Below are 25,636 nucleotides of genomic sequence, written 5' to 3'. Positions count from 1 at the left end.
ATATAAAAAGCAATTTTTTACGCTGCTATGTATTCTTTAAGTAAAAGTATCAAGAAGTTAGATAGAATTGACCGCAAAATACTTGCCGAGCTACAGCAAGACGGCCGCCTGGCCAATGTTGAGCTGGCGCGCAGGGTTGGCCTAAGCCCGACACCTTGCCTGGAGCGGGTACGCAAGCTGGAAGCTGAAGGGGTTATTTTAGGCTATACCGCCCAGGTTGACCCACATAAAGTGGGTGCTGCTTTGCTGGTGTTTGTCGAAATTACCTTAAGCAAAACCTCGCCGGAAGATTTTGACGAATTTAGTAAAGCGGTACAAAAGCTCCAAGAAATTCAGGAGTGCCATCTGGTCTCGGGCAGTTTCGACTTTCTGTTAAAAACCCGGGTGGCCAATATGGCGGCCTACCGTGAGCTATTGGGAGAAACCCTGCTGCGCTTACCCAGTGTGCGTGAAAGCCGCACCTATGTGGTAATGGAAGAGGTGAAGCAAACCACTTTTGTGGCGATCAGCAGTTAGCGGCTGGCATTTAACTGCTAATTGGCGGTTCAGCCATGCTTCACGGATGCACTTTTACACTGTCTCTGGTATCTTAACAACAGTTTGCGCTTGCACCACTATAACGATAAAAGGGTAGGGCATTTCATTTGCAAAACCGAGCTTATTTTCCATTAAATGGGGTACAGCGTTTGCTGGAAGTCGGGTTAATTCTGTTTACCGGCTTTGCCCTGTTTTTATTGTTGGCCTTGTTAACGTTCGACCCGGCCGATCCCAGCTGGTCGCAAACCGGTTATCAGCACAGCGTGCACAATTATGCCGGGCCGGTCGGTGCCTGGCTGGCTGATTTGTTACTGTTTAGTTTTGGCTGGATAGCCTACTTACTGCCGTTTTTAGTCGCCTTTGCCGGCTATTTGTTGTTTAAACGCTTTCATCATGTGATGAGCCTGGATTACCTGATCCTGGGTTTGCGGCTGATTGGCCTGGTACTGACGTTATTAAGCGCTACCGCCATTAGCAGTATGAATTTTAACGACATCTATTATTTTTCTTCTGGCGGTGTAATTGGCGATGTCGTGTCTGGTGCGCTGCTGCCGGCGTTTAATTTTATTGGTACCGTGTTGCTGCTGCTGTGCGGTTTTGCCACCGGCTTAACCCTGATGACCGGCATCTCCTGGCTAACAGTCGCCGATGCGCTGGGCGCAGCCTGTTATACTGCGGTGCAGTTTGTGATAAGCGTGCCGGCCAGGCTAAAAGCACGCCAGGCTGACGACTATGACCCTTTTGCTGAAGAAGAGGCGGACCTTGAGCCTGTAGCAATAGCGAAAACTGCCCGTACAGAGGCGCCGCTAAGCAAAACTTTGCCAAAACCGCAACCTGTTAAGACAGTGTCAGACAGCCTGCCGATAACGCCGCTGGATGTAAAAACCCAGGCTAAAGCCTTTTACAGTGTGGATACCCTGGCCGATGAAGCCTTGTCATTCAGTGCCATAGATGAGCCGGATAACGCGCGCTGGGCCGATACGCTGCAACAACTGGATTTACCACCAGAGGCCGAAGACGAGCTGATGGCAAGCCTTGGCAGTGAAGAAGAAGATGACAGCCAGGAAGTGTCGCATCAGTTAGATGAACTGCCTTCATTGGCACTGCTTGACCGCCCGGATAAAGCCACTAACCCGATAGATCCGGCCGATTTAGAGCGGGTATCACGGCTGGTAGAAGCCAAGCTGCTGGATTTTAACGTCGAAGCCAAAGTCGTGGGGGTGCACCCGGGGCCGGTGGTTACCCGGTTTGAGCTTGATTTAGCACCGGGCGTTAAGGTCAGTAAAATTACCGGTTTAGCCAAAGATTTAGCCCGCTCGTTATCCGCTATCAGTGTGCGGGTGGTAGAAGTGATACCAGGTAAGTCCTTTATCGGCCTGGAGCTGCCAAACCAGCACCGTGAAATTGTGCGCTTATCTGAAGTCATTGGCGATGAGGTGTTTGAGCAGTCAAAATCGGCGCTGACCATGGTGCTGGGTAAAGATATTGCCGGTAAGTCAGTGGTAGCCGATTTAGCCAAAATGCCGCACCTGCTGGTGGCTGGTACCACAGGCTCGGGTAAATCGGTGGGCGTGAATGTGATGATTTGTAGCTTACTGTACAAATCAACGCCCGACGATGTGCGCTTTTTAATGATTGACCCGAAAATGCTCGAGCTGTCGATTTACGAGGGCATACCGCATTTGCTGACCGAAGTGGTCACCGATATGAAAGATGCCGCTAACGGCCTGCGCTGGTGTGTCGGTGAGATGGAGCGCCGCTATAAGCTGATGTCGGCACTGGGCGTGCGTAACTTAAAGGGTTATAACGCTAAGGTAAAAGAAGCGCTTGCTGATGGTACGCCGTTAAAAGATCCGTTATGGCGGCCATCAGACGATATGCGTACCGAAGCGCCGCTGTTGGAAAAACTGCCGGCTATCGTGGTGGTAATAGATGAATTTGCCGACATGATGATGATTGTCGGTAAAAAGGTTGAAGAGCTGATTGCCCGTATCGCGCAAAAAGCGCGGGCGGCCGGTATTCATTTAATCCTGGCGACACAGCGGCCATCGGTCGATGTCATCACCGGCTTGATTAAAGCCAATATACCCACCCGTATCGCCTTTCAGGTGTCGTCGAAGATAGACTCGCGCACCATTTTAGATCAGCAGGGTGCTGAGAGCTTGTTAGGCCAGGGCGATATGCTGTATTTGCCGCCCGGCTCAGGCGTGCCAACCCGGGTGCACGGTGCCTTTGTGGATGACCATGAAGTGCATGCTGTGGTAGCTGATTGGAAAAAACGCGGTCGCCCCAACTACATACCTGAGATTTTAAGCGGTGAAACCACCGAAGAGAATTTGCTGCCCGGCGAAACCTTAGAGGGTGAAGATGGCGAGGCTGATCCGCTGTATGATCAGGCGGTAGCCTTTGTTACCGAAAGTCGACGCGCCTCAGTGTCGGGTGTGCAGCGTAAGTTTCGTATCGGCTATAACCGTGCCGCCCGTCTGGTTGAGCAGATGGAGCACAGTGGTATTGTCAGTGGCCCCGGCCATAATGGTAACCGTGAAGTGATGGCGCCACCGCCACCTAAGGGATATTAAAATGTTAGCGCGTGTTGTTCTAAGCCTGATGTTGTGTGCCAGTGTGCCGGTGCTGGCGCAAACTGCCGAGAGTACCTTGCAGCGTAAACTGGCCACCATTAAAAGCTTTGCCGCCAGTTTTGAGCAACGGGTAGTGGACCATGATGGCCAGTTATTGCAGCAGGGTAAAGGCGAGCTGTTAATTAAACAGCCCGCGCGTTTTCGCTTTGAAACCACCGAGCCTGAGGCCAATTTATTTATCGGTGATGGTCAAAGCCTGTGGTTTTATAACGAAGCGCTGGAGCAGCTGACCATTTATGATGCAGCCACTGAAGTTAACCGTACGCCCTTTGTGCTGTTAACCTCAACCAAACCCGAACTGTGGGCGCAGTACGAGGTGACCCAGCAGGCAGAGCAGTTTGTCATTACCGCCAAGCAGGCCGATAGCCCGGTAAAGCAACTGACACTGCGTTTTTCCGGCGATGCACTCTCTGCCATGCAGGTGTTAGACGTGAATAAGCAGCAAAGCGAGTTTAACTTTACCCTGATGCAGCTGAACGTTACCCTGGACGACAGTTTGTTTCAGTTTGTGCCACCAGAGCATACTGATATTGACGATCAGCGCCAGCGATAATTACCGTGACTTCATTGCCGTTTAATTTTAGTGACGATTTTCGCCCGCTGGCGGCAAGAATGCGGCCGCGCGATCTGCACGAATATGTCGGCCAGCAGCATCTGGTGGGGCCAGCTACTGCACTGCGAAAAGCCATAGAAGCCGGCCGGGTGTTTTCACTTATTTTATGGGGGCCGCCTGGCACCGGCAAGACCACGCTGGCCGAGGTGATTGCCAGCCATGCCGATGCCGCTATTATTAAGCTGTCGGCCGTAACGTCGGGCATTAAAGAGATCCGCGACGCCATTTCTCAAGCGCAGCAGCGCCAGCAGCAATATTCGCAGCGCACTCTGCTGTTTGTCGATGAAGTGCACCGCTTTAACAAAAGCCAGCAGGATGCGTTTTTACCCCATATTGAAGATGGCACTATTATTTTTATCGGTGCCACCACCGAAAACCCGTCGTTTGCGCTAAATAACGCTATTTTGTCACGCGCCCGTGTCTGTGTGCTAAAAAGCCTGACTGAGGCTGAATTAGGCCAGGTGTTACAACAGGCATTAACCGATGCCGAGCGTGGCTTAGGCCAACAGCAGGTGCAGTTAGACGATGCCGCCAGAGCTTTATTGTTACAGCTGGCCGCGGGGGATGCGCGCCGGCTGCTGAATTTACTTGAACAAGCGGCTGAGCTTAACAACACTGAGGGCCAGGCCACCACCATCAGTGTGCAGACGTTAAAACAGTTAATGCCGCGCCAGTTGCCTGGCTTTGATAATCAGGGTGATATGTTTTATGACCTGATATCCGCTTTTCACAAGTCAGTACGCGGCTCGGATCCCGATGCGGCACTGTACTGGTACTGCCGTATTCTGGCTGGCGGTGGTGACCCTTTGTATGTTGCCCGCCGCTTACTGGCCATTGCCAGTGAAGATATTGGCAATGCCGATCCGCGCGCCTTAACGCTGGCACTGAATGCCTGGGATACCTTTGAGCGGGTTGGGTCGGCCGAGGGCGAGCGCGCCATTGCGCAAGCCGCGGTTTATCTGGCGCTGGCACCGAAAAGTAACGCGGTATACAGCGCTTTTAACCAGTTAAAGCAACTGGTCAGCGATCAGCCAGCGTATGAGGTGCCGATGCATTTGCGTAACGCACCAACGGCGTTAATGCAGCAGCTGGGGATGGGGAAAGGTTATCGCTATGCTCATGATGAGCCCGGTGCTTATGCCGCCGGCGAGCGTTATTTACCGGTCGAGCTTCGTGGCCAGCGCTTTTATCAGCCAAGCGAGCGTGGTATGGAAAAGCAGCTGGCAGAAAAACTGCGCTACCTGCGAGAATTAGACGCGCAAAGTACAAAGCAGCGGGATGAACCATGCTAACCTATCTGGCCGTGGCCTGTGGCGGCGCGCTGGGCGCCTGTTTGCGTTATGCCTGTAACGAATTGGCGCTGAATGTTTTGGGTAAGTCATTCCCTTTTGGCACTTTGCTGGTTAATATTCTGGGCTCTTTTGTATTGGGGCTGTTATATGGCCTGTTTAGCGCAGGCTTACTGGCTACCTCGCCATGGCGGGCGTTGGTGGCTATCGGCCTGATAGGGGCTTTTACCACCTTTTCAACCTTTTCGCTGGACACCGTGTTGCTGTTGCAACAAGGCGAGTGGCAAAAGGCAATCGCCAACGTGTTTTTCAATGTGTTGTTATGTTTAACGCTTGCCTGGTTAGGGCTTAAACTGGGTTCAATGAAGTAATTACTATGCTAGATGCGAAATTTTTACGTACCGAATTAACCGAAACTGCCGCCCGGCTCGCTCAGCGTGGCTTTGTGCTGGATGTGGCCCGCTTAAGTGAGCTCGAAGAGCTAAGACGCAAGTTGCAGGTTGACACGCAGGAGCTGCAAAACCTGCGTAATACCAAATCTAAAGCGATCGGTCAGGCGAAAGGGCGCGGTGAAGACATTACGCCGCTACTGGCTGAAGTCGATGGCCTGGGCGCCCAGCTTGATGCTGCCAAGCAGCAGTTGGATGCTGTGCTGGCCGAGGTTGAGCAAATAGCGCTGAGTGTGCCGAATTTGCCGGATCTGTCGGTACCTGCTGGCAAAGATGAGACCCAGAACCTTGAAGTGCGCCGCGTTGGCGAGCCAACCGAGTTCAACTTTACCATTCAGGACCATGTGGCGCTGGGCGAAGCGCTGGACAAAGGGCTGGATTTTGAAAGTGCGGTTAAGGTTGCCGGTTCGCGCTTTGTCGTTATGCGTGGTCAGGTCGCGCGCTTACACCGCGCTTTAACCCAGTTTATGCTGGACTTACACATCCGTGAGCATGGTTACACCGAGGTCTATGTGCCGTATCTGGTAAACCATGCCAGCTTGTACGGTACCGGCCAGCTGCCAAAATTTGGCGCCGATTTGTTTCACACTCAGCCGGCGACCGAAGAGGGGCAGGGCATGGCGCTTATCCCCACCGCGGAGGTGCCGGTAACTAACCTGGCGCGCGACACTATTTTTGACGCCAGCGAACTACCGATTAAATACACGGCGCACACGCCTTGTTTTCGCAGTGAAGCCGGCTCTTATGGCCGCGATACCCGTGGCCTTATTCGTCAGCATCAGTTTGACAAAGTGGAGCTGGTGCAATTAGTTAAGCCAGAGCAGTCGATGCAGGCGCTGGAAGAGCTGACTGGTCATGCCGAAAAAGTGCTGCAGTTGCTGGGCCTGCCATACCGTGTCATGCTGCTGTGCACCGGTGATATGGGCTTTGGCTCATGCAAAACCTATGATTTGGAAGTCTGGTTGCCGGCACAAAATACCTACCGCGAAATTTCATCCTGCAGCAATATGGGCGATTTCCAGGCGCGGCGCATGCAGGCGCGTTACCGCAGTGCAGAAATGAAAAAGCCGGAGCTGATTCATACGCTTAATGGCTCGGCACTGGCTGTTGGCCGCACCCTGGTGGCTATTTTAGAGAATTACCAGCAGGCCGATGGCAGCGTCATAGTGCCTGAGGTACTGCGGCCTTATATGGGCGGCGTGGAAAAGCTAGGGTAGCTAAATTTGACTAATGGGGCGAAAAATACATCCGTTAGCTGAAATTAACTAAAAAGCCCCGGCAGATCAGGTTTGCCGGGGCTTTTTATTGCTGTCTATACTAATGGCATTATGATGTCGGCGCAGGGATAGGGCATGGCCGCCAAACCACGTAAAAGCCTGAAGCAAACCAATCCGGCGCTGATGCGTTCAATATATTGGGCCATTATAGTTGGCATAGTAGCAGTCTTTGCTATCGTGACGCTGGAAGCCATTATCAGCATAGTGACAGATGCCTTTGGCTAACGCCGTTCACGTTTTAGGTAATAACACGCTATGTAAGCGCAGCTAGAGGCACTTAGCGGGCTTGGGTAAACCGGCAATACGTGTCGCTTGTTTAGCCGGGCCTTGTGGAAATAACATAAACAGGTATTTGCTGTTACCTTTTTCCGGCCCCAGTTGTTGCGCCATGGCTTTTACCAGTATGCGTATTGCCGGTGAGGTATGAAATTGCAGATAAAACTGGCGGACAAAATGCACCACTTCCCAGTGCGCTTCGCTAAGGGTAATATTTTCCAGTGCGGCAAATGCCAGCGCGACCTGTTCGTTCCAATCGGTTAACTGTAACAGATAACCGTGTTTATCCAGCGGCAAATGCTGGTTGCCAACAATCAGCTCGGCCATAACAGGTTTACCTCTGCTTGCACTACCAGCTCAACCCACTGCGCGGCATTTATCAGCTGCACACTGTCCGGCACGGTGATATTGCGGCTTTGTACATCAATATCCAGTGCATAACACTGGCTAACCGGCCATTGCACGTTTGCCCGTAAGCATAAATACACGGCATCCTGGCGCAATAACAAGGCATCAGCCGGCGTACACAGCGCTGCAAGTTCATTAAAGTCAGTGAGCGGATTTATCAGTGATATAAGTTTCATTAGCTACCAATTACCTGATGTTGCTCTGCCATCAGCGCCGCTTGCGCCACTGGCGCCAGTGCTGTAACAGCAAGACTTAACTGGTCAACGCTAATGCCACGTTGCTGTAGCGATGGCTGGCACACATACACCTGATGAATATCATACAGCTCAAATAAGGCAAAACTGCGCGGATACGCTTTTAGCTTAAAGTCGGCATGAGTGGCTGTTGGCAGCAGCTGATATACCGCATCTCCGCTAAACAAGATGCTGACATTATGCTCAACCGCCGCCAGTGCCAACGCCAGATCCAGTGCTTCGCGGCCATGGCTGCTGCTAAAAGGGCTATGGTGTTGTAGCAGTAAAATATTCGCCATTAAAATTGCACCAATTTATCAATATTGGCCTGGCGCATGGCAAACTCGGCCAGGCCGGCCGCGATATAGCCCGCTTTAGCCGGGCGGCTTGGGCTTATAACGCCGCGCTTTTCGGCAGCAGTAACACAAAACAGTAAGTCTATTTGCTGCTGCTGACAAAACTGGCACAGCTCAGCGCTGACATCGGGCTCGTCAGCCGGCAAGTCTTGCTCTGCAGCGACTGCGTAAACGGCATCCTGATATAAAAATACATGATCAAGCTGATGGCCCTGTGCCAGCGCGGCTTTGGCAAAACACAGCACACTGCTCAGTGTCTGGCTGGCAAAGCAATCTGAAGTTATCAATAGGCCAAGTCGTGCCATGCTGTTGTCCTGGATTAAAAGCCTTGAATATGAGCCCGCAATAAAAAATGCCCCGGCGAGCGGGGCATTTTAGCGAATATCGCTGTTAAGGCAAAGCCTGGCGCTTAGTCATCACCGCCAAACACGCCCAATAACTGCAGCAGGTTAACGAAAATGTTAAACACATTCAGGTACAAGCCTACCGTGGCGCGAATGTAGTTTGTCTCACCGCCGTGGATAATACGACTGGTATCAAACAGGATAAGCGCCGACATCAGCAAAATAATTACGGCACTGATGGTCAGGCTCAGGGCTGGAATAGCTAAAAAGATATTCGCCAGTGCTGCAACCAACACCACAATTAAGCCAACCATTAAAAAACCGCCCATAAAAGAGAAGTCTTTGCGGGTGGTTAAGGCATAAGCTGACAAGCTGAAGAAAATCAATGCTGTACCGCCAAGTGCTTGCATAATGAGCGCCGGACCATTGGCCAGGCTAGCGTAGTGGTTCAGCATAGGGCCAAGGGAGGCCCCCATCAGGCCGGTAAAGGCGAATACCCAAAAGATACCGCTGGCGCTGTCGGCCTTTTTGTTAACGATAAACAGGGTGATGAAGCCCGCAACGAAAAACACCAGTGACATCACAGGTGACATATTCATCGCCATGGCAATACCTGCAGCTACGGCACTGAATGTCAGTGTCATTGCCAGCAGAAAATAGGTGTTACGCAGTACTTTGTTTACTTCAATACTGCGTCCGGCGGTACTGAGGGTAGTTGTATCTCTGTATGACATGTTATGTTCTCCTGATACATAGGTTTATTGATTGCTTTGGCAGCATAATACGCAGGAAGTTCCGTTCAGACCAGTACCTGGCGCCATATTTTCATTGTCCTGACATTTTTTTTAATTAAATGCTTTCTTTTATCAGGTTAACTGATTAATATACGCGTCGCCGGAGGGATGGCAGAGCGGTTTAATGCACCGGTCTTGAAAACCGGCGTGGGTTAATAGCCCACCGAGAGTTCGAATCTCTCTCCCTCCGCCATTAAAACCACCCTAGCGGTGGTTTTTTGTTTTTAGCGAAATGGGTCAGGCAGCCAGGGGGTTGCCGGGTTAAATTTGTTTAAATACTGGCTTTGTTGTTGATTTACTAGGCAAACGGTTAAAATTGACAAAAAAGCCCTTTACAAAGCCGCAGGCTGTTTTTAATATGCGCCCTGTAACGCGGAGGGATGGCAGAGCGGTTTAATGCACCGGTCTTGAAAACCGGCGTGGGTTAATAGCCCACCGAGAGTTCGAATCTCTCTCCCTCCGCCACGTTACAGCCAGCCTTAAGATCAACAAAACCTCTATTTTTATCGCCTGTTAACTAAACTTTAGTTTCATAATGTTAACCTTTCTGGCACACTGCACAGCAACCGGTCAAAACTGATATTATCGGCATATTAGGGTTAGCAAAAGTGGCGTTGCTCGGCTATGCTAAACCTCAATAATAATTCTAAAAACCAGTGAAGCGGAGAAGCGAAATTGATTAACGTTCTGTTAGTTGATGACCACGAGCTTGTACGAACTGGGATCAGTCGCATACTAATGGATGAGCGCGGTATCAAGGTGATAGGCGAAGCTGGCTCTGGCGAAGAAGCACTGCAATTTTGCCGTCAACACGAACCCGATGTCGTGCTGATGGATATGAATATGCCCGGCATGGGCGGTATGACAGCAACCAAGCGCATTTTGCATTACTGTCCGGATATCAAGGTACTGGCACTGTCAGTGTCCTGTGAAGAACCGGTACCCACTAAGGTAATGCAACTGGGCGCGGCGGGTTTTATTTCAAAAAATTCCCCCCCGCGTGAAATGGTGGCGGCTATCCGTAAGGTGTACTCCGGCGTGCGGCATATCTCTGATGAAGTTGCACAGAAAATGGCACTGAATAAAGTGAATAACCACAGTGCTAACCCGTTTGATGACTTATCTGATCGTGAATTACAGATCATGATGATGATCACCCAGGGACAAAAAGTGACCGACATCGCTGAGCAGCTTAATGTCAGCGCCAAAACGGTAAATTCTTATCGCTATCGCATGTTTGAAAAGCTGGCCATCAGTGGGGATGTTGAACTGACGCACCTTGCCCTGCGCCACGGAATGATCGACATCGCTAAAGCCTGATGTTTGACGCCAAAGCCTTTTTAGCCAAAGTACCACGACAACCCGGTGTTTATCGTATGTTAAACACCGGCCAGCAGGTTATTTATGTCGGTAAAGCCAAAGATTTACGCGCCAGGCTAAGCAGTTATTTCCGTGTTCAGGTCGACAGTGTGAAGACCCGCTCTCTGGTCAGCCAGATAGCGCACATCGAGTTCACTCTGACACACAGCGAAACCGAAGCGCTGATCCTGGAAAATAACCTGATCAAACAATTTATGCCGCGCTATAACGTGCTGCTGCGGGATGATAAATCTTATCCCTATATTTTGATCAGTGACCATAAACACCCGCGCATTAGCTCTCATCGCGGGCCACGTAAAACAGCAGGCCAGTATTTTGGCCCTTATCCTAACGCCAGCGCAGTATGGCAAAGCCTGAAAACGCTGCAGAAAATATTTCCTATCCGCCAGTGCGAAGACGGTTTTTACCGCGCGCGTACCCGGCCTTGTCTGCAATATCAGCTCAAACTGTGCTCTGCACCCTGTGTTGGCAAAATATCTGATGAGGATTATCAGCAGCAGGTAAAGCTGGCCAGCTTGTTCTTACAAGGTAAGGACCAGCAGGTTATTGATGATTTGGTGCAGCAGATGAGCGCTGCCAGCGAGCAGTTGCAGTTTGAACACGCCGCCCAGCTACGCGATAAAATCATTGCGCTTAGAAAAGTGCAGGAGCAGCAAAGCGTCAGTGGCGAGCACGACGAGATGGACGTGATAGGCTTTGCCTATTCGCACGGAGTTGCTGCAGTGCATGTGCTGTTTGTCCGTGAGCAAAAGGTGCTGGGCAGTAAGGCTTATTTTCCTAAGGTGCCCAGCGACACCAGTGAAGATGAAATTCTTACCGCGTTTTTGTTGCAGTTTTACCTGGATGGCTATGGTGCACAGCAGACGCCGCGGGACATTATCATTGGCAAAAAGCTGGCCGAGCACGCTGAGGTAGAGCAGGCAATCAGTGAAGTGGCCGGGCGTAAGGTGAAATTAACCTATGCCCAGCGCGGTGAAAAAGCGCAGTATTTAAGCCTGGCGCAGAAGAACGCCCAGTTGTCCTGCGATACTAAACAGTCACTGAGTGAAAAAATGACGCTGCGATATCAGCAATTGCAACAGCTGCTGCAATTGGCGATGCCCATCACGCGAATGGAATGTTTTGATATCAGCCATACCATGGGGCAGGCGACTATCGCATCTTGTGTGGTATTCGACGGTCAGGGGCCAAATAAGGCGCAGTACCGGCGTTATAATGTCACCGGTGTTACTGCTGGTGATGACTATGGCGCTATGCGTTTTGCGCTGGAGAAACGTTACGGCAAGCTGCAAGAGCTGGAAACGATACCTGACGTCATTTTTATTGACGGTGGTAAAGGGCAGCTGGGCGTGGCGACTGACTTTTTTAGCAGCTGGCCGCACGAGAAAATGCCGCTGTTGGTTGGGGTGGCGAAAGGCCCCAGCCGTAAGCCAGGGTTGGAGACACTGATACTGGCACACTCCGGGCGCAGTATTAACCTGGCCGATGATGCGCCGGCACTGCATTTAATTCAACAGATTCGAGATGAAGCGCACCGCTTTGCTATTACCGGGCATCGTAGTAAAAGGGGGAAGGCCATGTTACAAAGCCCGCTGCAGCAAGTAAAAGGTATTGGCGAGAAACGCCGGCAGGCATTGTTGCAATATTTAGGTGGTTTGCAAGGCGTAATGCGGGCTTCTGTGGCCGAATTAAGCTCGGTACCCGGTATATCCAAGGCGCAGGCAGAAAAGATTTACCAAGCCTGTCATAACAAGTAGCATAGCGGCATAGATGCTGTAGAGAATTCTAAGATGTGGAATATCCCCAATCTGTTAACCCTGTTTCGCCTGTGCTTAATTCCGGTTTTTATTCTTTGTTTTTATTCTGGTATTGAACATGCCCGTTTTTGGGCTGCTTTTGTGTTTTGCTTAGCCGCTATTACCGATGCGCTGGACGGTTACCTGGCCCGGCGGTTACAGCAATCTACGCCTTTTGGTGCCTTTTTAGATCCGGTCGCCGATAAAGTGATGGTGGCTGTGGCGCTGGTACTGATTGCTGTCGATAGCCTGTCGTTATGGGTAACGGTACCGGCCATTATTATGATTAGCCGGGAGATTGTTATTTCAGCGCTACGCGAATGGATGGCTGAATTGGGTAAACGGGCCAATGTCGCTGTGTCCAATCTGGGCAAGTATAAAACCATTGCCCAAATGCTGGCATTAATTGGTTTGATCTGGCGGCCAGAGCACTGGCTGGTCAGTTGGTTTACGCCGGCCGGTATGCTGCTGCTTTATGTCGCTACGGTATTAACGGTGTGGTCTATGGCGGTGTATTTAAAGGCTGCCTGGCGCGATCTGGTGCATTAATCGCTGTTTTTGCTGCTAATTAAACCAATGCAGTCAAATTTTAATCAGTCAGTTGTAAAAGAAAAAATTTATTATTGACTGACACAATTAAAACAGTAGAATGCGTCTCGTGTTAAGGCAGATGGCCAAAAGCATGCGAGTATAGCTCAGCTGGTAGAGCGCGACCTTGCCAAGGTCGAGGTCACGAGTTCGAACCTCGTTACTCGCTCCAACTCTTACAAAGAGTATAAATTGCTTGTTTGGCGGGTTGGCAGAGTGGCCATGCAGCGGATTGCAAATCCGTCCACCTCGGTTCGACTCCGGGACCCGCCTCCATAACATAGCTAAAACGTTGCTACACAGAAAAGTTGTCTGCCCGGGTGGTGAAATCGGTAGACACAAGGGATTTAAAATCCCTCGGGGGAAACCCCGTGCCGGTTCAAGTCCGGCCCCGGGCACCATTAGACACTAACCAGATTTATGCGAGTATAGCTCAGCTGGTAGAGCGCGACCTTGCCAAGGTCGAGGTCACGAGTTCGAACCTCGTTACTCGCTCCAAACAAACAAAAACGCAGCCTGATGGCTGCGTTTTTGTTTTTCAACAGCTTGTCCATCGCGTTACAGCGTGAAAATTAGCATTAAAACGTAAAAATGCGCTGGGCTAAAAACCACACCGCCAGCGTGATCAGGCCTATACCTGCCAGATTAAGCACCAGACCGGCCTTTACCATATCGATAATTTTCAGCTTGCCTGAGGCAAATACAATTGCATTGGGTGGTGTGGCCACCGGCATCATAAAGGCGCAGCTGGCTGCCACTGCCGCCGGGATCACCAGCATAGCCGCAGGTGCATTCAGCGATACGGCGACAGGCCCCAACAGTGGCAAGAACGCCGCTGCGGTTGCTGTGTTACTGGTAATTTCGGTTAAAAAGATAATGACTGTGGTGACCAGTACAATCAGCAGCAGCAAGTTAAGCTGGCCCAGCTGACCAATTTGCCCGGCGATATAGGCTGATAAACCAGAATTATCTATTTGTCCGGCCAGGGTCAGGCCGCCGCCAAACAGCAGCAGTACGCCCCAGGGTAATTGCTGGCAGTCTTGCCATTGTAAAATGCGCTGGCCGGTTTTTAATGATACCGGCACAATAAACAGCAAGCTGGCAGCACAGATCGCAATTAAGGTGTCATCCAGGGCAATTCCCGTCAGGCGGCTTAATGGACTGCGACACATCCAGCTAAGCGCGGCCAGAGTGAAGATCAATAACACCAGTTTCTCTGCGCTTTGCATAGTGCCAAGGGCAGACAGTTTTTGCCGGTACAAGGCTTTAGTGTCAACGGCTTTGCTGCTATTGAGCTTAAAATGCAGCTGAGTGAGCCAAAACCAGCATACCAGCAACAGGCTGGCTGACAGCGGCACGCCAAATAACATCCAGTCGCTAAAGCTCAGTTGTATCTGATAAGTACGCTCAAGATAGGCTGCCAGTAACGCATTAGGCGGCGTGCCAATCAGGGTGGCAACGCCGCCGATACTGGCGGCATAGGCAATGGCCAGCAGGGTGGCTTTGGCAAACTTGTCGTCAGTCACGCCTTGCTCTTGCTGCATGGCAATAATAGATAAGCCAATAGGCAGCATCATAACGGCGGTGGCGGTGTTTGACATCCACATGGATAAAAATGCGGTGACCAGCATAATGCCGGCAATTTGCTGACTGGGTTTACTGCCTACCAGCAGCATGGTGCACAAGGCGATACGTTTATGTAGGTTCCAACGCTCCATAGCAATAGACAACATAAAGCCGCCGAGAAACAAAAAGATCAGCGGATGGGCGTAGGGGGCGGTGACATTGCCGATGCTATCCAGTGAGAGCAGCGGCACCAACACTATTGGCAGTAAAGCGGTAACCGGGATAGGCACGGGCTCGGTTATCCACCACCAGGCCATCCAGGCGGTTAACCCCGTTATTAGCCAGGCGTTATCCGACATGCCGGCAAACAGAGGCTCGCTAAATAGCACGGCCAGAAACAGTAACGGCCCGGCCAGTAAATTTACATAGAATGGCAATTTAATGCTGCTCATTAGCCTGCCTGTTAGTCTTCAAAGCTATCGGCGGGGGCAGTAAAACCGGCGGTTTTACTCGAGTCCAATAACTGCGCTTCCAGCATTTTTATTTCGATATCGTCCAACAGACGCCACTGGCCGGCTTTTAACCCCGCCAGGCGGATATGCATAATGCGGGTGCGTTTTAAGGTTTGTACCTCATAGCCCAGATATTCACACATGCGGCGGATCTGCCGGTTTAGCCCTTGCTGTAATATGATGCTAAAGCTTTGTTTCGATTTTTGCGTCACCACACAGGGCAGGGTAACAGTGTCTAATATTGGCACGCCTTTGCTCATTTGCTGAATAAAACGCTCTGTGATTGGTTTATTCACGGTTACCACATATTCTTTGTCGTGCGCATTGCCCGCGCGCAGGATTTTATTAACGATATCGCCATCATTGGTCAGAAATATTAAGCCTTCTGACGGTTTATCCAGCCGGCCAATAGGAAAGATGCGCTGGGGATATTTAATCGCATCGATAATATTGCCCTGAATATGTCGCTCTGTGGTGCAGGTAATGCCAACCGGCTTATGGTAAGCCAGATAGACCCGTTTCGGTTTATCTGGCAGCGGTTTGCCGTTAATCAGTACGGTATCGTGCCGGCTGACTTTAGTGCCCACGCTGGCAATTAATCCATTTACACTAACCTGACCCTGCTCGATATATTTGTCGGCTTCACGGCGCGAGCAAATGCCGGTATCGCTGATAAATTTATTTAACCGGTATAGCGGCAGTTCAGACATTGGTTGTGCTCATCCCAAAACATAAAGTGGCTATAGTGTAGGGGTTTAGCCATTTTTTCGCTACACTGAGCGCTGTTTTAACCAACAGAGATTGTGATGTTAGCATTAGCAAAACAGTTGCCCGGCATCAGCCGACTGGTGCTGGGCTGTATGGGTTTTGGCGGCAGCTGGGATAACCAGAGCACCACAGCCGGGCAGCGTCAGCAGGCGTTTTCAGCCATAGACGCCGCGCTGGAGCACGGCATTAATTTTTTTGACCATGCCGACATTTATACCCTGGGCAAAGCCGAGCAAGTGTTCGGTGATTATCTGAAACAGGCACCACAGCAGCGTGACAAGCTGTTTATTCAAAGCAAATGCGCCATCCGTTTTGCCGATGCACAGGGGCCCGGCCGTTATGACTTTTCTGCGGCCTATATTATGCAAAGTGTTGAGCAAAGCCTGCGTCGCTTACAAACGGATTATCTTGATATTTTGTTGTTGCACCGGCCCGATCCGTTAATGCAGCCTGATGAAGTAGCGCAGGCGTTTGAGCAGCTGTGTCAGCAGGGCAAAGTAAGGCATTTTGGCGTGTCCAATATGGGCTGGGCACAAATGCAATACTTGCAGCAAGCGCTGGCACAGCCGCTGCTGGTTAATCAGCTGCAAATGAGCCTGGCCGACATCGACTGGCTGGAAGAAACCGTGCTGACCGGTATGGCGCAAGGTGCCCAGCATCATTTTGGTTATGGCACGCTGGAGTATTGCGCGCTGCACGGTGTGCAACTACAAAGTTGGGGCAGCCTGGCGCAGGGCCGTTACAGCAGTGACCAGCCGCAGCCAACAGATCAGGCGACAGCCTTGTTGGTGGCCCAGTTGGCTGAGCACTATAGCTGCAGCCGTGAAGCCATAGTGCTGGCCTGGTTGATGCGACACCCAGGGCGCGTGCAACCGGTTATTGGCACCACTAAGCCTGCACGCATTGCTGCTTGCGCAGAGGCGGTGGGTATTAGCCTTAGCCGCGAGCATTGGTATCAGCTGTACGTTAGCCGGCGTGGCCACGCTTTACCTTAAGGCAGATAAAAAAACAGACCCGGCTGGCGGGTCTGTTTTTAGCAGTTAAAACACTGTACTTATTTAATCTACTTTTCCTCATTCTGAGGAGGCGTTTTACTGCTTTGTTTGCTTGTCGCTGTATTATTAAGCGATATAACTTTGGTTTTACTGATTTTATGCCGGTAAATTTCCCGCAGGTATTTAATGGCCTTTTTCACACTGTCACGGCTTAAACGAATATCGTTAATCGAGACAAACTTGTCTTTGTTGTGAATAAGCTCACGGTATTTTTTCTCGTACATCGGCTTAATGGCATACCAGTTGGTATCGAGAATTTTGGCCGGGTTTTCAAACTCATGCAGCATATCATCCAGCCGCTGTTCATCAAACTCGTCGGCGCGGATAAAGTCCAGCATGGCTTTATCGAGCTGCTCATCAAAGCGGAAATTGTCTTTGGCAAAGCAGCGCTTAATAAAGGCCACAATCAGCGTTAAGAAATCGTCGCTCAGACAAGGGCTTTTCACGATCAGCGTAGTAAGTGAAATATTGGCAGAAGCGCCAATGACCAGCGCATAACGCTTTAACGTGGTGTTGGGGAACAGCGCATTTAAGTGGGACTTCAGCCGGTTTAAATCCATGTAAGACAATTTATAGTCTTTTGGTAGCGACACGATAGACACCACCGACGAGCAGTTTTTAAAGAAGTGCAGATCTTTAAGCTCGCCTGCGTTATAGCCGTTTTTCACATAGTTGGCTAAGGTTTCGCGGTAGCGGCCCGATTCAATAGGCAGCAGGCTGATGCCTTCAATCGCCTGGGTTACCTTATTAAAATGTGGTAAGTCAATTGAGCGGAAAAACAGATCGTCGATATTCAGCCCCGTCGTGCCTTTATCAAACAATTTAAGCTTTTCACCGCCATTGTCGGTCGGTACCACCGATTCGGCATAAGCTACGGCAACAGGGCCTGCCAGGCTCATAAATAAATCATTGGCATCCAGCCGTATAGTCTCACCGATATCAATGCCGGCGCGGCGGAAATAGTTTTCGTCGTAATCGGTGGTCACCGCCTGGGCAGTTAAGATATTAAAGATCTGCTGCGAGATGTACTGGTTGGCGTACTTCTCCATGGCATTAACATCAATATGCTGAATACCGCCGTCATCGGTTTCTTCGGCGTAGCGCATAATGTCGTTTGAGATCAGCATCATCGCATTCCAGGGCCGGATGCGGTGCATTACGCTGGACTCGCTGCTGTCTTCGTTATCAAAGTTGTAAGAGAAGTCCCACTCTTCGGCCAGATATTTACACAGTAAGCGCCCGGCGTTAATGTGCAATGCTTCTGACATCTCAACACCATGGTCTGAAATGTTCGGCAGGATACAAATACCGCTGGTAAATATAGGTTCAAACACAAATGAATGACCGCGGTTTTCTTCATCTTCGGCCATCATCCGGGTGTCAAAGGTTTTACTCATGTACGCGTATTGCTGCGCCAGGCCAAACTCCGATGCCATCCCGGAGCCAGTGCCACCACCGGCGCTGAAAATATAAAAATACAGCCGTGATTGGTTAGCTTTAATGCCACAAGAATCAATAAGGTAGGAGTGAATAAACTTCCAATCGGCGTTGGCAAAGCGTTGGGTGTCTTTATTGAGGATAATCTTGGCCAGATATTGGCCCAGAATAGGCGCATTACCGGCACCACCGGCATGCACTTCAGACAGATCCATAATTTTCATTTTGGTGTAGTCATGTAAAAAGCCGCTTTTTTCACCTTTATGGGAAAAACGAATGCGGCCTTCAATGTCTTTGTCCAAATCGCCTAACATCACCAGCGGTTCAATTAAAAACACCGGCTTAATCGCTTGCTCAGTGGCTAAATGCAGGCTGCGTTTTATCCAGCGCATGGGCCGGTATTCCTGCTCGCGGTTTTGCTTTTCTTCGTTATTAAATTCATTTAAGTAGAAATTGCGCGCGTTATACACCAGTGAAGCCACATCCAGCGCGATATTTGAACCGCAGCGGCCCAAGCCAATTAAACACACCGATGGAAAATGCTGCTGTTTACGGCTTTGAATTTCATTATCCGGGTTAGGCGCCGGAAACACGCTGCTACGCAGTGCATCTAAATTTGTCAGAATTTTGTTCAGGTCGCGTTCGGTAAAGTACATGTAACGGTCACTGGCAAAAGACGGTGGCAGCGTAGAGGCCGTGGATTTTTTTAGCGCGGTTTTTACCACCACTACATCATCTTGTGGTGTCAGCTCGGTTTTTATTTTATTGGTCATTAGGCTACTTCCTGTCTCTGTCGAGGCATTACTGCACAATATTGCATAACGGTCAGTACTAAAGGTAGTTGCTGCAGAAAATTAAGGCAATCAAATAATGAAAAAAGTAAGCAGATTATTGAGCAGGAGACATAATAATAGCGCAAGCTAAAACAATAGCTTAGAGAATGTTGGCCTGCTTAGTGTTAAGCAGGCCAGACATAGCCGTTACATATTGGGGTAGTTCGGGCCGCCGGCACCTTCCGGCGTTACCCAGGTAATGTTTTGTGCCGGATCTTTAATATCGCAGGTTTTACAGTGAATGCAGTTCTGCGCATTAATGTGAAAATGCGGTTCGTTGTTTTCATCCTGCACAATTTCATACACACCTGCCGGGCAGTAACGCTGTGCCGGTTCATTGTATTTAGGCAGGTTAACGTTAATGGGAATCAGCGCATCCTTGAGTTTTAAATGACAAGGCTGCTCTTCTTCATGATTAGTGTTAGATAAATACACTGACGATAGGCGGTCAAAACTTAGCACATTGTCCGGCTTAGGGTAGTTTATTACCGGCGCTTCACTGGCCAGTTTTAACTGGGCATGGTCCGGTCTGTCGTCTTTCAGGGTAAAAGGCAGCTTGCCGCCAAACCAGTTTTGCTCCAGCGTGTTAAAGGCACCGCCCCAGAAGGTGCCGAATTTATGCAGTGCCGGGCCAAAATTACGCGAGCGGTATAGCTCATCGTACAGCCAGCTGTTTTTAATCGCCTCGGCAAAGCCGGTTAAATCGTTACCGCCTTCATCACCTTGTGACAGGGCGCTAAACAGGGTTTCAGCCGCCAACATGCCGGATTTCATTGCGGTATGGTTACCTTTTATTTTGGCAAAGTTTAGCGTGCCGGCGTCGCAACCCACCAGTAAGCCACCGTTAAAGCTCATTTTAGGCAGGCTGTTTAAACCGCCTTTGGCGATGGCGCGGGCACCGTAGCTCACCCGCTTACCGCCTTTCAGATACTGGCTAATGACCGGGTGCTGTTTGTAACGCTGAAACTCTTCAAACGGGCTTAAATGTGGGTTGCTGTAGTTTAAATCGACAATCAGGCCTACCACAATTTGCTGGTTCTCAGCATGGTACAAATAACCGCCGCCGCTGGTGTCATTGGTGAGCGGCCAGCCGGCGGAATGTACTACTAAGCCTTGCTTATGCTGCTGTGCAGGCACGTCCCATATTTCTTTAAAGCCCAGCGCGTAATGTTGCGGTGATTTACCTTCATCCAGAGCGAACTGTTTGATTAACTGCTTGCCCAAATGGCCACGACAGCCTTCAGCAAATACCGTGTATTTAGCCCTGAGCTCCATGCCCGGTACAAAGCTGTCTTTAGGCTTGCCGTCTTTATCCAGCCCCATATCGCCAATCAGAATGCCTTTTACCACGTTATCTTCCAGCAGCACTTCGCTGGCAGCGAAACCGGGGAAAATCTCCACGCCCAACTGCTCTGCCTGCTGCGCCAGCCAGCGACATAAATTGGCAACAGAGACGATATAGTTGCCGTGGTTATGCATGGTTTTGGGTACCATAAAGCCCGGTAGTTTGCTGGCCTGCTCAGCATTTTTAAACAGGTAAATATCATCCTGACTAACTGCTGCCGTTAGCGGAGCGCCGTGTTGCTGCCAGTCGGGCAGTAATTCGTTTAATGCGCGCGGTTCAAATACGGCACCGGATAAAATATGGGCGCCGACTTCAGAGCCTTTTTCTACGACGCACACGGTCAGTTCTGTGTTGGCGGCTTTTGCCTGTTGCATTAAGCGGATCGCGGTGGCTAAACCGGCCGGGCCGGCGCCTACAATCACTACATCGAATTCCATTGATTCTCTTTCCACAGCACTGACCTCTTGGAGTTTAATATTTACAGCAGACGCCGCTTTTATCGGGGCCTTTAGGGTATTGCAGGTTGACGTTAACGTCAACAGTAAGTAGATTGACGCTCAATAACCTATTATAGCTTTACCTTAACGTAAACCTGGCAGATGTTATGGCAGGGCACGGCACAAGAACGAGGAACTTATGAAAATACTGGTACCGGTAAAACGGGTAATAGACTACAACGTAAAAGTGCGGGTAAAAGCCGACCAGACGGGGGTCGACCTCACGAACGTCAAAATGGCCTTAAACCCGTTTTGTGAGATCGCCGTAGAAGAAGCCGTCAGATTAAAAGAAGCCGGTAGCGCCACTGAAGTGGTGGTGGTATCAATCGGTAGCAGTGCTGTGCAAGAACAGCTGCGTACCGCACTGGCACTGGGTGCCGACCGTGCGCTGCATATTGACACTGAGCTAAACCTGGATTCACTGCAGGTAGCAAAGTTGCTGGCCAAGGTAGTGGCAGATGAGCAGCCAGGCCTGGTGATTTTAGGCAAGCAGGCGATTGATTCCGATAACAACCAAACCGGCCAAATGCTGGCGGCACTGACCGGCATGGGGCAGGGGACCTTTGCATCAAAAGTTACCTTATCTGCTGGTAAAGTCGCGGTAACCCGGGAAATAGACGGTGGTTTGCAAACCGTACAGCTGACATTGCCAGCGGTGGTATCTACCGATCTGCGTTTAAACGAGCCGCGTTATGCCTCCTTGCCCAATATTATGAAAGCAAAGAAAAAACCATTAGAGGTTAAAGCCGCCGACAGCTATGGCGTGTCGCTGAGCTCGGCGGTAAGCGTGCTTAAAGTTACAGCGCCAGCCGTACGTCAGGGCGGTATTAAAGTTGAGTCGGTAGCAGAGCTGGTTGATAAATTAAAGCATGAAGCGAAGGTGATCTAATGGCGATTTTACTCATTGCAGAACATAACAATCAGAGCCTGAAAGCGGAAACGCATAAAGTCGTACAGGCAGCAACAGCCATTGGTGCAGATATCACTGTTCTGGTCGCAGGCTTTAACTGCGCCGCAGCAGCCAATGAAGCGGCAACCATTGCCGGTGTTGACAAAGTATTAGTGGCTGACAATGCCGCATACGAACATCAGCTGGCAGAAAATATCGCTGCGTTGGTTGCTGAGCTGGGCAAAAACTACAGCCATATTTTAACGGCGGCCACCACCACAGGTAAAAACTTCCTGCCACGGGTGGCGGCACTGTTAGATGTGGCGCAAATCTCCGATGTGATTGCCATTGAAAGCGCCGACACCTTTGTGCGGCCGATTTATGCCGGTAATGCCATCGCCACCGTAAAATCCGCCGATGCAATTAAGGTGCTGACGGTACGTCCGGCTGCCTTTGCCGCTGCTAAAATCGGTAACGCGGCACCAGTGGAAGCACTATCTGCAGTACACGATCTTGGCGTTTCAGCCTTTGTCAGTGCAGAGCTGACCAAATCAGAGCGGCCAGAGCTGACCGCGGCGCGGGTGGTAATTTCCGGCGGTCGTGGTATGCAAAATGGCGAGAACTTTGCGCTGTTAAACGGTATTGCCGATAAACTGGGCGCGGCTATTGGCGCCTCACGCGCAGCTGTCGATGCCGGCTTTGTGCCAAACGATATGCAGGTTGGACAAACCGGTAAAATCGTCGCGCCTGAACTGTATATCGCGGTCGGCATTTCCGGCGCCATTCAGCATTTGGCCGGTATGAAAGACTCTAAAGTGATCGTTGCCATTAACAAAGACGCCGAAGCGCCGATTTTCCAGGTAGCTGATTACGGTCTGGTGGCCGATTTATTTACTGTGCTGCCAGAGCTGGAGCAGCAGCTGTAAAGCGCAGCTTATGATATTAGCCGGCGTCATGCCGGCTTTTTTATGCCTGCCTCTTGTTGCTTTAGCTGTTAGCCGCTTAAGATAAACACCGACCATTACAAGGAAGCCGCTATGCCCGTTCTGATCCGCCATGCTGAACCTGCTGATATTGATGCCATTAAAGCTATTTACGACCAGCCCAGTGTGTATGCCAATACGCTACAACTGCCTTATCAGCCGGTAGCGAACTGGCAAAGGTTGTATAACGCCGGTGCGGGTTTCTATAACCTGGTGGCCGAGCTTGAGGGCAAAGTAGTGGGGCAGTTGGGGCTGCAGGTGTGTCAAAACCCCAGACGCCGGCATGTGGCCGAGCTGGGCATGGGCGTGGCAGAAGATTATCAGGGCCAGGGTATTGGCTCGGCATTGCTGCGCTCAGCGTTAGAGCTGTCTGATCAATGGCTGAATATCCGCCGGTTGGAGCTTACGGTGTACAGCAGCAACGAAGTCGCCATAGCCTTATACGAGCGCTTTGGTTTTGAAGTGGAAGCCGAGCTGTCAGATTTTGCTTTTCAGTACGGTAACTATGTCAGCGCCTTGTGTATGGCGCGTATTAACAGCGCAGCTGTTTAAGCAGGTTACTACCTGCGAGGTGTTAAAACAAAAGGCACCTGAGGGTGCCTTTTGTTTGTGTTAGTCAGCCTTAGTTGGCTTCACTATTTTTCTTACACTGCACAGTATCTTTACACTCGCCGTACAGGTACAGGCTGTGATGGGTCAGCTTAATGCCGTTTTTCTCGGCAATTTCCAGTTGCTTGGCTTCAATCACGTCGTCTTCAAACTCAATCACCTTGCCGCACTTCAGGCACACCAGATGATCGTGGTGGCTGCCGCCGGTCAGTTCAAATACCGATTTGCCGCCTTCAAAGTGGTGGCGGGTTAAAATGCCGGCATCATCAAACTGGTTAAGTACCCGGTATACCGTAGCCAGACCTATGTCTTCGCCAATTTCCAGTAACAGCTTGTATACGTCTTCGGCACTGATGTGTTGATTCTTCGGATCCTGCAGGATCTCCAGAATTTTTACCCGCGGCAATGTCACTTTAAGGCCGGCTTTACGTAATTCGCTGTTGTGATCTGACATAGCTATCGATACTCGTAAATTTGATATGCCAAAGATTATAAAGACATTAGCCACAGAATGAAATGGCAAAAATAGTTAAGCGGTTAAGCCTGTCGCCACTTGTGTGCAGAACACAGCAAAGTACAATAGGTAAAACAGGTCATACCAGAGTATTTTAGATGAAATGGGCATTTAACCCCGCTGTAATGCGGCACTTATTAAACTTTTGGCCACCGTTCTTTTTTCCCGGCATTAAAGTGGTAGAGCTTGGCAACGACTACCACTACTGCCGGGTAGAATTAAAAGCCCGGCCCTGGACGCGCAACATTAATAGCACTCAGTTTGGTGGCAGCATGTTTGCGATGACCGATCCTATATACCCATTAATGCTGATGGGCGCGCTGGGCAAAGAGTATCTGGTGTGGGACAAGCAAGCCGATATCGACTTTATTAAGCCGGGTAAAGGCCGTCTCAGCGCTGAGTTTTGGCTGTCAGATGCCAGCGTGGATGCCATTAAAGCGGCCACCGAGTCGGGCGACAAGCATTTTCCGCAGTTTCTGGTGCATATTAAAGACCACACTGGCCAGATCGTCGCTGAAGTAAACCGCACTTTATATGTACGCAAAAAAGCCAAATACCGGCCAGGCTAATAGCGCGAATAAAAAAACCGGCAAACTGCCGGTTTCTCTGTATTACAACCCTTCGAACTCTTTTAGGCTCATCTCGTCGTAAATTTGTTTACACCACTGCTTAACCCGCTGCTCGGTCAGCTCTGGCTGGCGGTCTTCGTCTATGCCCAGGCCGATAAAATGCTTATCATCTACCAGGGCCTTAGATGCCACAAAGTTGTAGCCTGCGGTAGGCCAGTGACCAACAATGATGGCGCCTTTAGGCTCGATAATATCGCGCAGCGTGCCCATCGCATCGAGGAAATACTCAGCATAGTCTTCCTGATCACCACAGCCAAAAATGGCCACCAGCTTGTTGTTAAAGTCGATGTTTTCCAGCTCCGGGAAAAAATCATCCCAGTCGCACTGGGCTTCGCCGTAATACCAGGTAGGAATACCCAGCAGCAATAAATCAAACGCAGCGATATCTTCTTTGCTGCTTTTGGCGATATCGCGCACGTCAAACAAGTGTTTACCCAGCTCTTTCTGGATCATCTTGGCGATATGTTCAGTGTTACCGGTATCACTACCGAAAAAAATGCCTACAGTTGCCATTCAATCTAACCTTCTTACCTGGTTAAAACTTGCGTCAGAATCTGCTCTATATACGCGCTGCGGGTCAGGTTGGCTTGCTCAGCCTGCTGACTTAAGGCGTTATACAGTTGGTCGGACACTTTAAACTCAATGCGTTTTAAGCCTTTACTGCGATCACGCTTGATCTGGTTGCGCTTATTCAGTTTCAGTTGCTCTTCCCGGGGCAGAGGGTTGGTTTTTGGCCGACCCGGGCGCTTATCCTGTGCAAACAAATCAATCGTAGTGCGATCAGTGGCAATCTTCGCCATTTAACCAACCTTACTACTCAAGAAAATAGGGCACTATGCTTTTGATAATAAATACCGCCGGTGATAAAAACAGTACCAGCCAGACAAAGAATTGCCCCAGTTTGGGTGCCTTGCTTTTTTTCAGTACGTCGTGAATAGCCAGTACGATAAAAACATACAAAATCCCCAGGCCAAGCCATAAACTCAGTGTCTCAAACTGCTCAAAAGACATAACGAGCTC

General features: G+C 50.2%; 28 protein-coding genes and 6 tRNA genes. 21 read left to right on the top strand and 13 right to left on the bottom strand.

What is annotated here, in order from left to right:
• Positions 1–27 precede the first annotated feature (27 nt).
• The 7 genes from lrp (at position 28) to RNAN_RS19260 (ending at position 7,029) form a co-directional block, all read left to right on the top strand.
• Complete coding sequence (lrp, locus tag RNAN_RS13525; RefSeq protein WP_008222690.1) at positions 28–516, top strand: leucine-responsive transcriptional regulator Lrp; 489 nt, start codon at positions 28–30, stop codon at positions 514–516.
• Between the two features lie 128 nt (positions 517–644).
• Entirely contained in the window at positions 645–3,116 is a 2,472-nt protein-coding gene (locus RNAN_RS13520) for a DNA translocase FtsK 4TM domain-containing protein (protein ID WP_008222687.1), read from the top strand.
• A 1-nt stretch (position 3,117) separates the two neighbouring features.
• On the top strand, positions 3,118–3,729 hold the full coding sequence (gene lolA / locus RNAN_RS13515; protein WP_008222686.1) for an outer membrane lipoprotein periplasmic chaperone LolA: 612 nt from the start codon (positions 3,118–3,120) through the stop codon (positions 3,727–3,729).
• A 5-nt stretch (positions 3,730–3,734) separates the two neighbouring features.
• Entirely contained in the window at positions 3,735–5,081 is a 1,347-nt protein-coding gene (locus RNAN_RS13510; RefSeq protein WP_008222683.1) for a replication-associated recombination protein A, read from the top strand.
• Positions 5,075–5,449, top strand: a complete 375-nt coding sequence (crcB, locus tag RNAN_RS13505) for a fluoride efflux transporter CrcB (protein ID WP_008222682.1) — start codon at positions 5,075–5,077, stop codon at positions 5,447–5,449. Before RNAN_RS13510 ends, crcB begins: the two co-directional genes overlap by 7 nt.
• 5 nt (positions 5,450–5,454) lie before the next feature.
• Positions 5,455–6,744, top strand: coding sequence for a serine--tRNA ligase (gene serS / locus RNAN_RS13500; protein WP_008222681.1), 1,290 nt, complete (start codon positions 5,455–5,457; stop codon positions 6,742–6,744).
• A gap of 135 nt (positions 6,745–6,879) precedes the next feature.
• Positions 6,880–7,029, top strand: coding sequence for a hypothetical protein (locus tag RNAN_RS19260; protein WP_008222680.1), 150 nt, complete (start codon positions 6,880–6,882; stop codon positions 7,027–7,029).
• Positions 7,030–7,071: 42 nt separating this feature from the next.
• Here the strand turns inward: RNAN_RS19260 and RNAN_RS13495 are convergent, their stop codons facing one another.
• From RNAN_RS13495 to RNAN_RS13475, 5 genes are all read right to left on the bottom strand, one after another.
• Complete coding sequence (locus RNAN_RS13495) at positions 7,072–7,407, bottom strand: TusE/DsrC/DsvC family sulfur relay protein (RefSeq protein ID WP_008222679.1); 336 nt, start codon at positions 7,405–7,407, stop codon at positions 7,072–7,074.
• Positions 7,395–7,664: a DsrH/TusB family sulfur metabolism protein gene (locus tag RNAN_RS13490; RefSeq protein ID WP_008222678.1), complete on the bottom strand. Its 270-nt coding sequence runs from the start codon at positions 7,662–7,664 to the stop codon at positions 7,395–7,397. The genes RNAN_RS13495 and RNAN_RS13490 overlap by 13 nt, the downstream gene beginning before the upstream one ends.
• On the bottom strand, positions 7,664–8,020 hold the full coding sequence (gene tusC, locus RNAN_RS13485) for a sulfurtransferase complex subunit TusC (RefSeq protein ID WP_008222677.1): 357 nt from the start codon (positions 8,018–8,020) through the stop codon (positions 7,664–7,666). The genes RNAN_RS13490 and tusC overlap by 1 nt, the downstream gene beginning before the upstream one ends.
• Positions 8,020–8,382 (bottom strand): DsrE/DsrF/TusD sulfur relay family protein, encoded by a 363-nt coding sequence (locus tag RNAN_RS13480; protein WP_008222675.1) that lies wholly within the window; start codon positions 8,380–8,382, stop codon positions 8,020–8,022. The genes tusC and RNAN_RS13480 overlap by 1 nt, the downstream gene beginning before the upstream one ends.
• Positions 8,383–8,486: 104 nt before the next feature.
• Entirely contained in the window at positions 8,487–9,155 is a 669-nt protein-coding gene (locus tag RNAN_RS13475; RefSeq protein WP_008222673.1) for a Bax inhibitor-1/YccA family protein, read from the bottom strand.
• 162 nt (positions 9,156–9,317) lie between these two features.
• On the opposite strand from RNAN_RS13475, the gene RNAN_RS13470 reads away from it, so the two are divergent.
• The 9 genes from RNAN_RS13470 to RNAN_RS13430 all read left to right on the top strand — a co-directional run bounded on the left by RNAN_RS13470 (position 9,318) and on the right by RNAN_RS13430 (position 13,477).
• A tRNA-Ser gene (locus RNAN_RS13470) sits at positions 9,318–9,408 on the top strand.
• A gap of 181 nt (positions 9,409–9,589) precedes the next feature.
• A tRNA-Ser gene (locus RNAN_RS13465) sits at positions 9,590–9,680 on the top strand.
• A 210-nt stretch (positions 9,681–9,890) separates the two neighbouring features.
• Positions 9,891–10,535: a UvrY/SirA/GacA family response regulator transcription factor gene (gene uvrY / locus RNAN_RS13460; protein ID WP_040552180.1), complete on the top strand. Its 645-nt coding sequence runs from the start codon at positions 9,891–9,893 to the stop codon at positions 10,533–10,535.
• Positions 10,535–12,352 (top strand): excinuclease ABC subunit UvrC, encoded by a 1,818-nt coding sequence (gene uvrC, locus RNAN_RS13455; RefSeq protein WP_008222669.1) that lies wholly within the window; start codon positions 10,535–10,537, stop codon positions 12,350–12,352. Before uvrY ends, uvrC begins: the two co-directional genes overlap by 1 nt.
• A gap of 33 nt (positions 12,353–12,385) precedes the next feature.
• Positions 12,386–12,940 (top strand): CDP-diacylglycerol--glycerol-3-phosphate 3-phosphatidyltransferase, encoded by a 555-nt coding sequence (gene pgsA / locus RNAN_RS13450; RefSeq protein WP_008222667.1) that lies wholly within the window; start codon positions 12,386–12,388, stop codon positions 12,938–12,940.
• A 135-nt stretch (positions 12,941–13,075) separates the two neighbouring features.
• Positions 13,076–13,151 (top strand) — tRNA-Gly (locus tag RNAN_RS13445).
• 30 nt (positions 13,152–13,181) lie between these two features.
• Positions 13,182–13,255 (top strand) — tRNA-Cys (locus RNAN_RS13440).
• A gap of 38 nt (positions 13,256–13,293) precedes the next feature.
• Positions 13,294–13,380: transfer RNA gene (locus tag RNAN_RS13435), tRNA-Leu, on the top strand.
• A 21-nt stretch (positions 13,381–13,401) separates the two neighbouring features.
• Positions 13,402–13,477: transfer RNA gene (locus RNAN_RS13430), tRNA-Gly, on the top strand.
• A gap of 80 nt (positions 13,478–13,557) precedes the next feature.
• Here the strand turns inward: RNAN_RS13430 and RNAN_RS13425 are convergent.
• The gene (locus tag RNAN_RS13425) at positions 13,558–14,997 is read right to left on the bottom strand and encodes an SLC13 family permease (RefSeq protein WP_008222665.1); all 1,440 of its coding nucleotides are present in this window, start codon (positions 14,995–14,997) and stop codon (positions 13,558–13,560) included.
• 11 nt (positions 14,998–15,008) lie between these two features.
• The gene (rluF, locus tag RNAN_RS13420) at positions 15,009–15,767 is read right to left on the bottom strand and encodes a 23S rRNA pseudouridine(2604) synthase RluF (protein ID WP_008222664.1); all 759 of its coding nucleotides are present in this window, start codon (positions 15,765–15,767) and stop codon (positions 15,009–15,011) included.
• Between the two features lie 96 nt (positions 15,768–15,863).
• Here rluF and RNAN_RS13415 point away from each other — a divergent pair, with 96 nt between their 5' ends.
• Positions 15,864–16,820: an aldo/keto reductase gene (locus RNAN_RS13415; RefSeq protein ID WP_008222661.1), complete on the top strand. Its 957-nt coding sequence runs from the start codon at positions 15,864–15,866 to the stop codon at positions 16,818–16,820.
• 68 nt (positions 16,821–16,888) lie between these two features.
• Here the strand turns inward: RNAN_RS13415 and RNAN_RS13410 are convergent, their stop codons facing one another.
• Entirely contained in the window at positions 16,889–18,973 is a 2,085-nt protein-coding gene (locus tag RNAN_RS13410; protein ID WP_439645782.1) for a hypothetical protein, read from the bottom strand.
• Positions 18,974–19,297: 324 nt separating this feature from the next.
• Positions 19,298–20,932 carry an electron transfer flavoprotein-ubiquinone oxidoreductase gene (locus tag RNAN_RS13405; protein WP_008222657.1) on the bottom strand — a complete coding sequence of 545 codons (1,635 nt, stop codon included), beginning with the start codon at positions 20,930–20,932 and terminating at the stop codon, positions 19,298–19,300.
• Between the two features lie 199 nt (positions 20,933–21,131).
• On the opposite strand from RNAN_RS13405, the gene RNAN_RS13400 reads away from it, so the two are divergent.
• From RNAN_RS13400 to RNAN_RS13390, 3 genes are all read left to right on the top strand, one after another.
• A complete protein-coding gene (locus tag RNAN_RS13400; RefSeq protein ID WP_008222655.1) occupies positions 21,132–21,881 on the top strand; it encodes an electron transfer flavoprotein subunit beta/FixA family protein in 750 nt (249 codons plus the stop codon).
• Complete coding sequence (locus RNAN_RS13395) at positions 21,881–22,807, top strand: electron transfer flavoprotein subunit alpha/FixB family protein (RefSeq protein ID WP_008222653.1); 927 nt, start codon at positions 21,881–21,883, stop codon at positions 22,805–22,807. The genes RNAN_RS13400 and RNAN_RS13395 overlap by 1 nt, the downstream gene beginning before the upstream one ends.
• A gap of 111 nt (positions 22,808–22,918) precedes the next feature.
• The gene (locus RNAN_RS13390; RefSeq protein WP_008222649.1) at positions 22,919–23,416 is read left to right on the top strand and encodes a GNAT family N-acetyltransferase; all 498 of its coding nucleotides are present in this window, start codon (positions 22,919–22,921) and stop codon (positions 23,414–23,416) included.
• Between the two features lie 70 nt (positions 23,417–23,486).
• On the opposite strand, the gene fur is transcribed toward RNAN_RS13390, so the two are convergent.
• Entirely contained in the window at positions 23,487–23,927 is a 441-nt protein-coding gene (gene fur / locus RNAN_RS13385) for a ferric iron uptake transcriptional regulator (protein ID WP_008222646.1), read from the bottom strand.
• Positions 23,928–24,085: 158 nt separating this feature from the next.
• On the opposite strand from fur, the gene RNAN_RS13380 reads away from it, so the two are divergent.
• Positions 24,086–24,556: a DUF4442 domain-containing protein gene (locus RNAN_RS13380; protein WP_008222645.1), complete on the top strand. Its 471-nt coding sequence runs from the start codon at positions 24,086–24,088 to the stop codon at positions 24,554–24,556.
• A 42-nt stretch (positions 24,557–24,598) separates the two neighbouring features.
• Here RNAN_RS13380 and fldA read toward each other — a convergent pair whose 3' ends face one another.
• The 3 genes from fldA to RNAN_RS13365 form a co-directional block, all read right to left on the bottom strand.
• Positions 24,599–25,129 (bottom strand): flavodoxin FldA, encoded by a 531-nt coding sequence (gene fldA / locus RNAN_RS13375; protein WP_008222643.1) that lies wholly within the window; start codon positions 25,127–25,129, stop codon positions 24,599–24,601.
• A gap of 14 nt (positions 25,130–25,143) precedes the next feature.
• Complete coding sequence (ybfE, locus tag RNAN_RS13370) at positions 25,144–25,416, bottom strand: LexA regulated protein (RefSeq protein WP_008222641.1); 273 nt, start codon at positions 25,414–25,416, stop codon at positions 25,144–25,146.
• Between the two features lie 13 nt (positions 25,417–25,429).
• On the bottom strand, positions 25,430–25,636 hold a 207-nt coding region (locus tag RNAN_RS13365), incomplete at its 5' end, for a DUF2788 domain-containing protein (protein WP_237739927.1).

This window comes from Rheinheimera nanhaiensis E407-8 (assembly GCF_000296695.1).
GTDB lineage: Bacteria > Pseudomonadota > Gammaproteobacteria > Enterobacterales > Alteromonadaceae > Alishewanella > Alishewanella nanhaiensis.
This window is presented reverse-complemented; position numbering and strand designations above follow the sequence as displayed.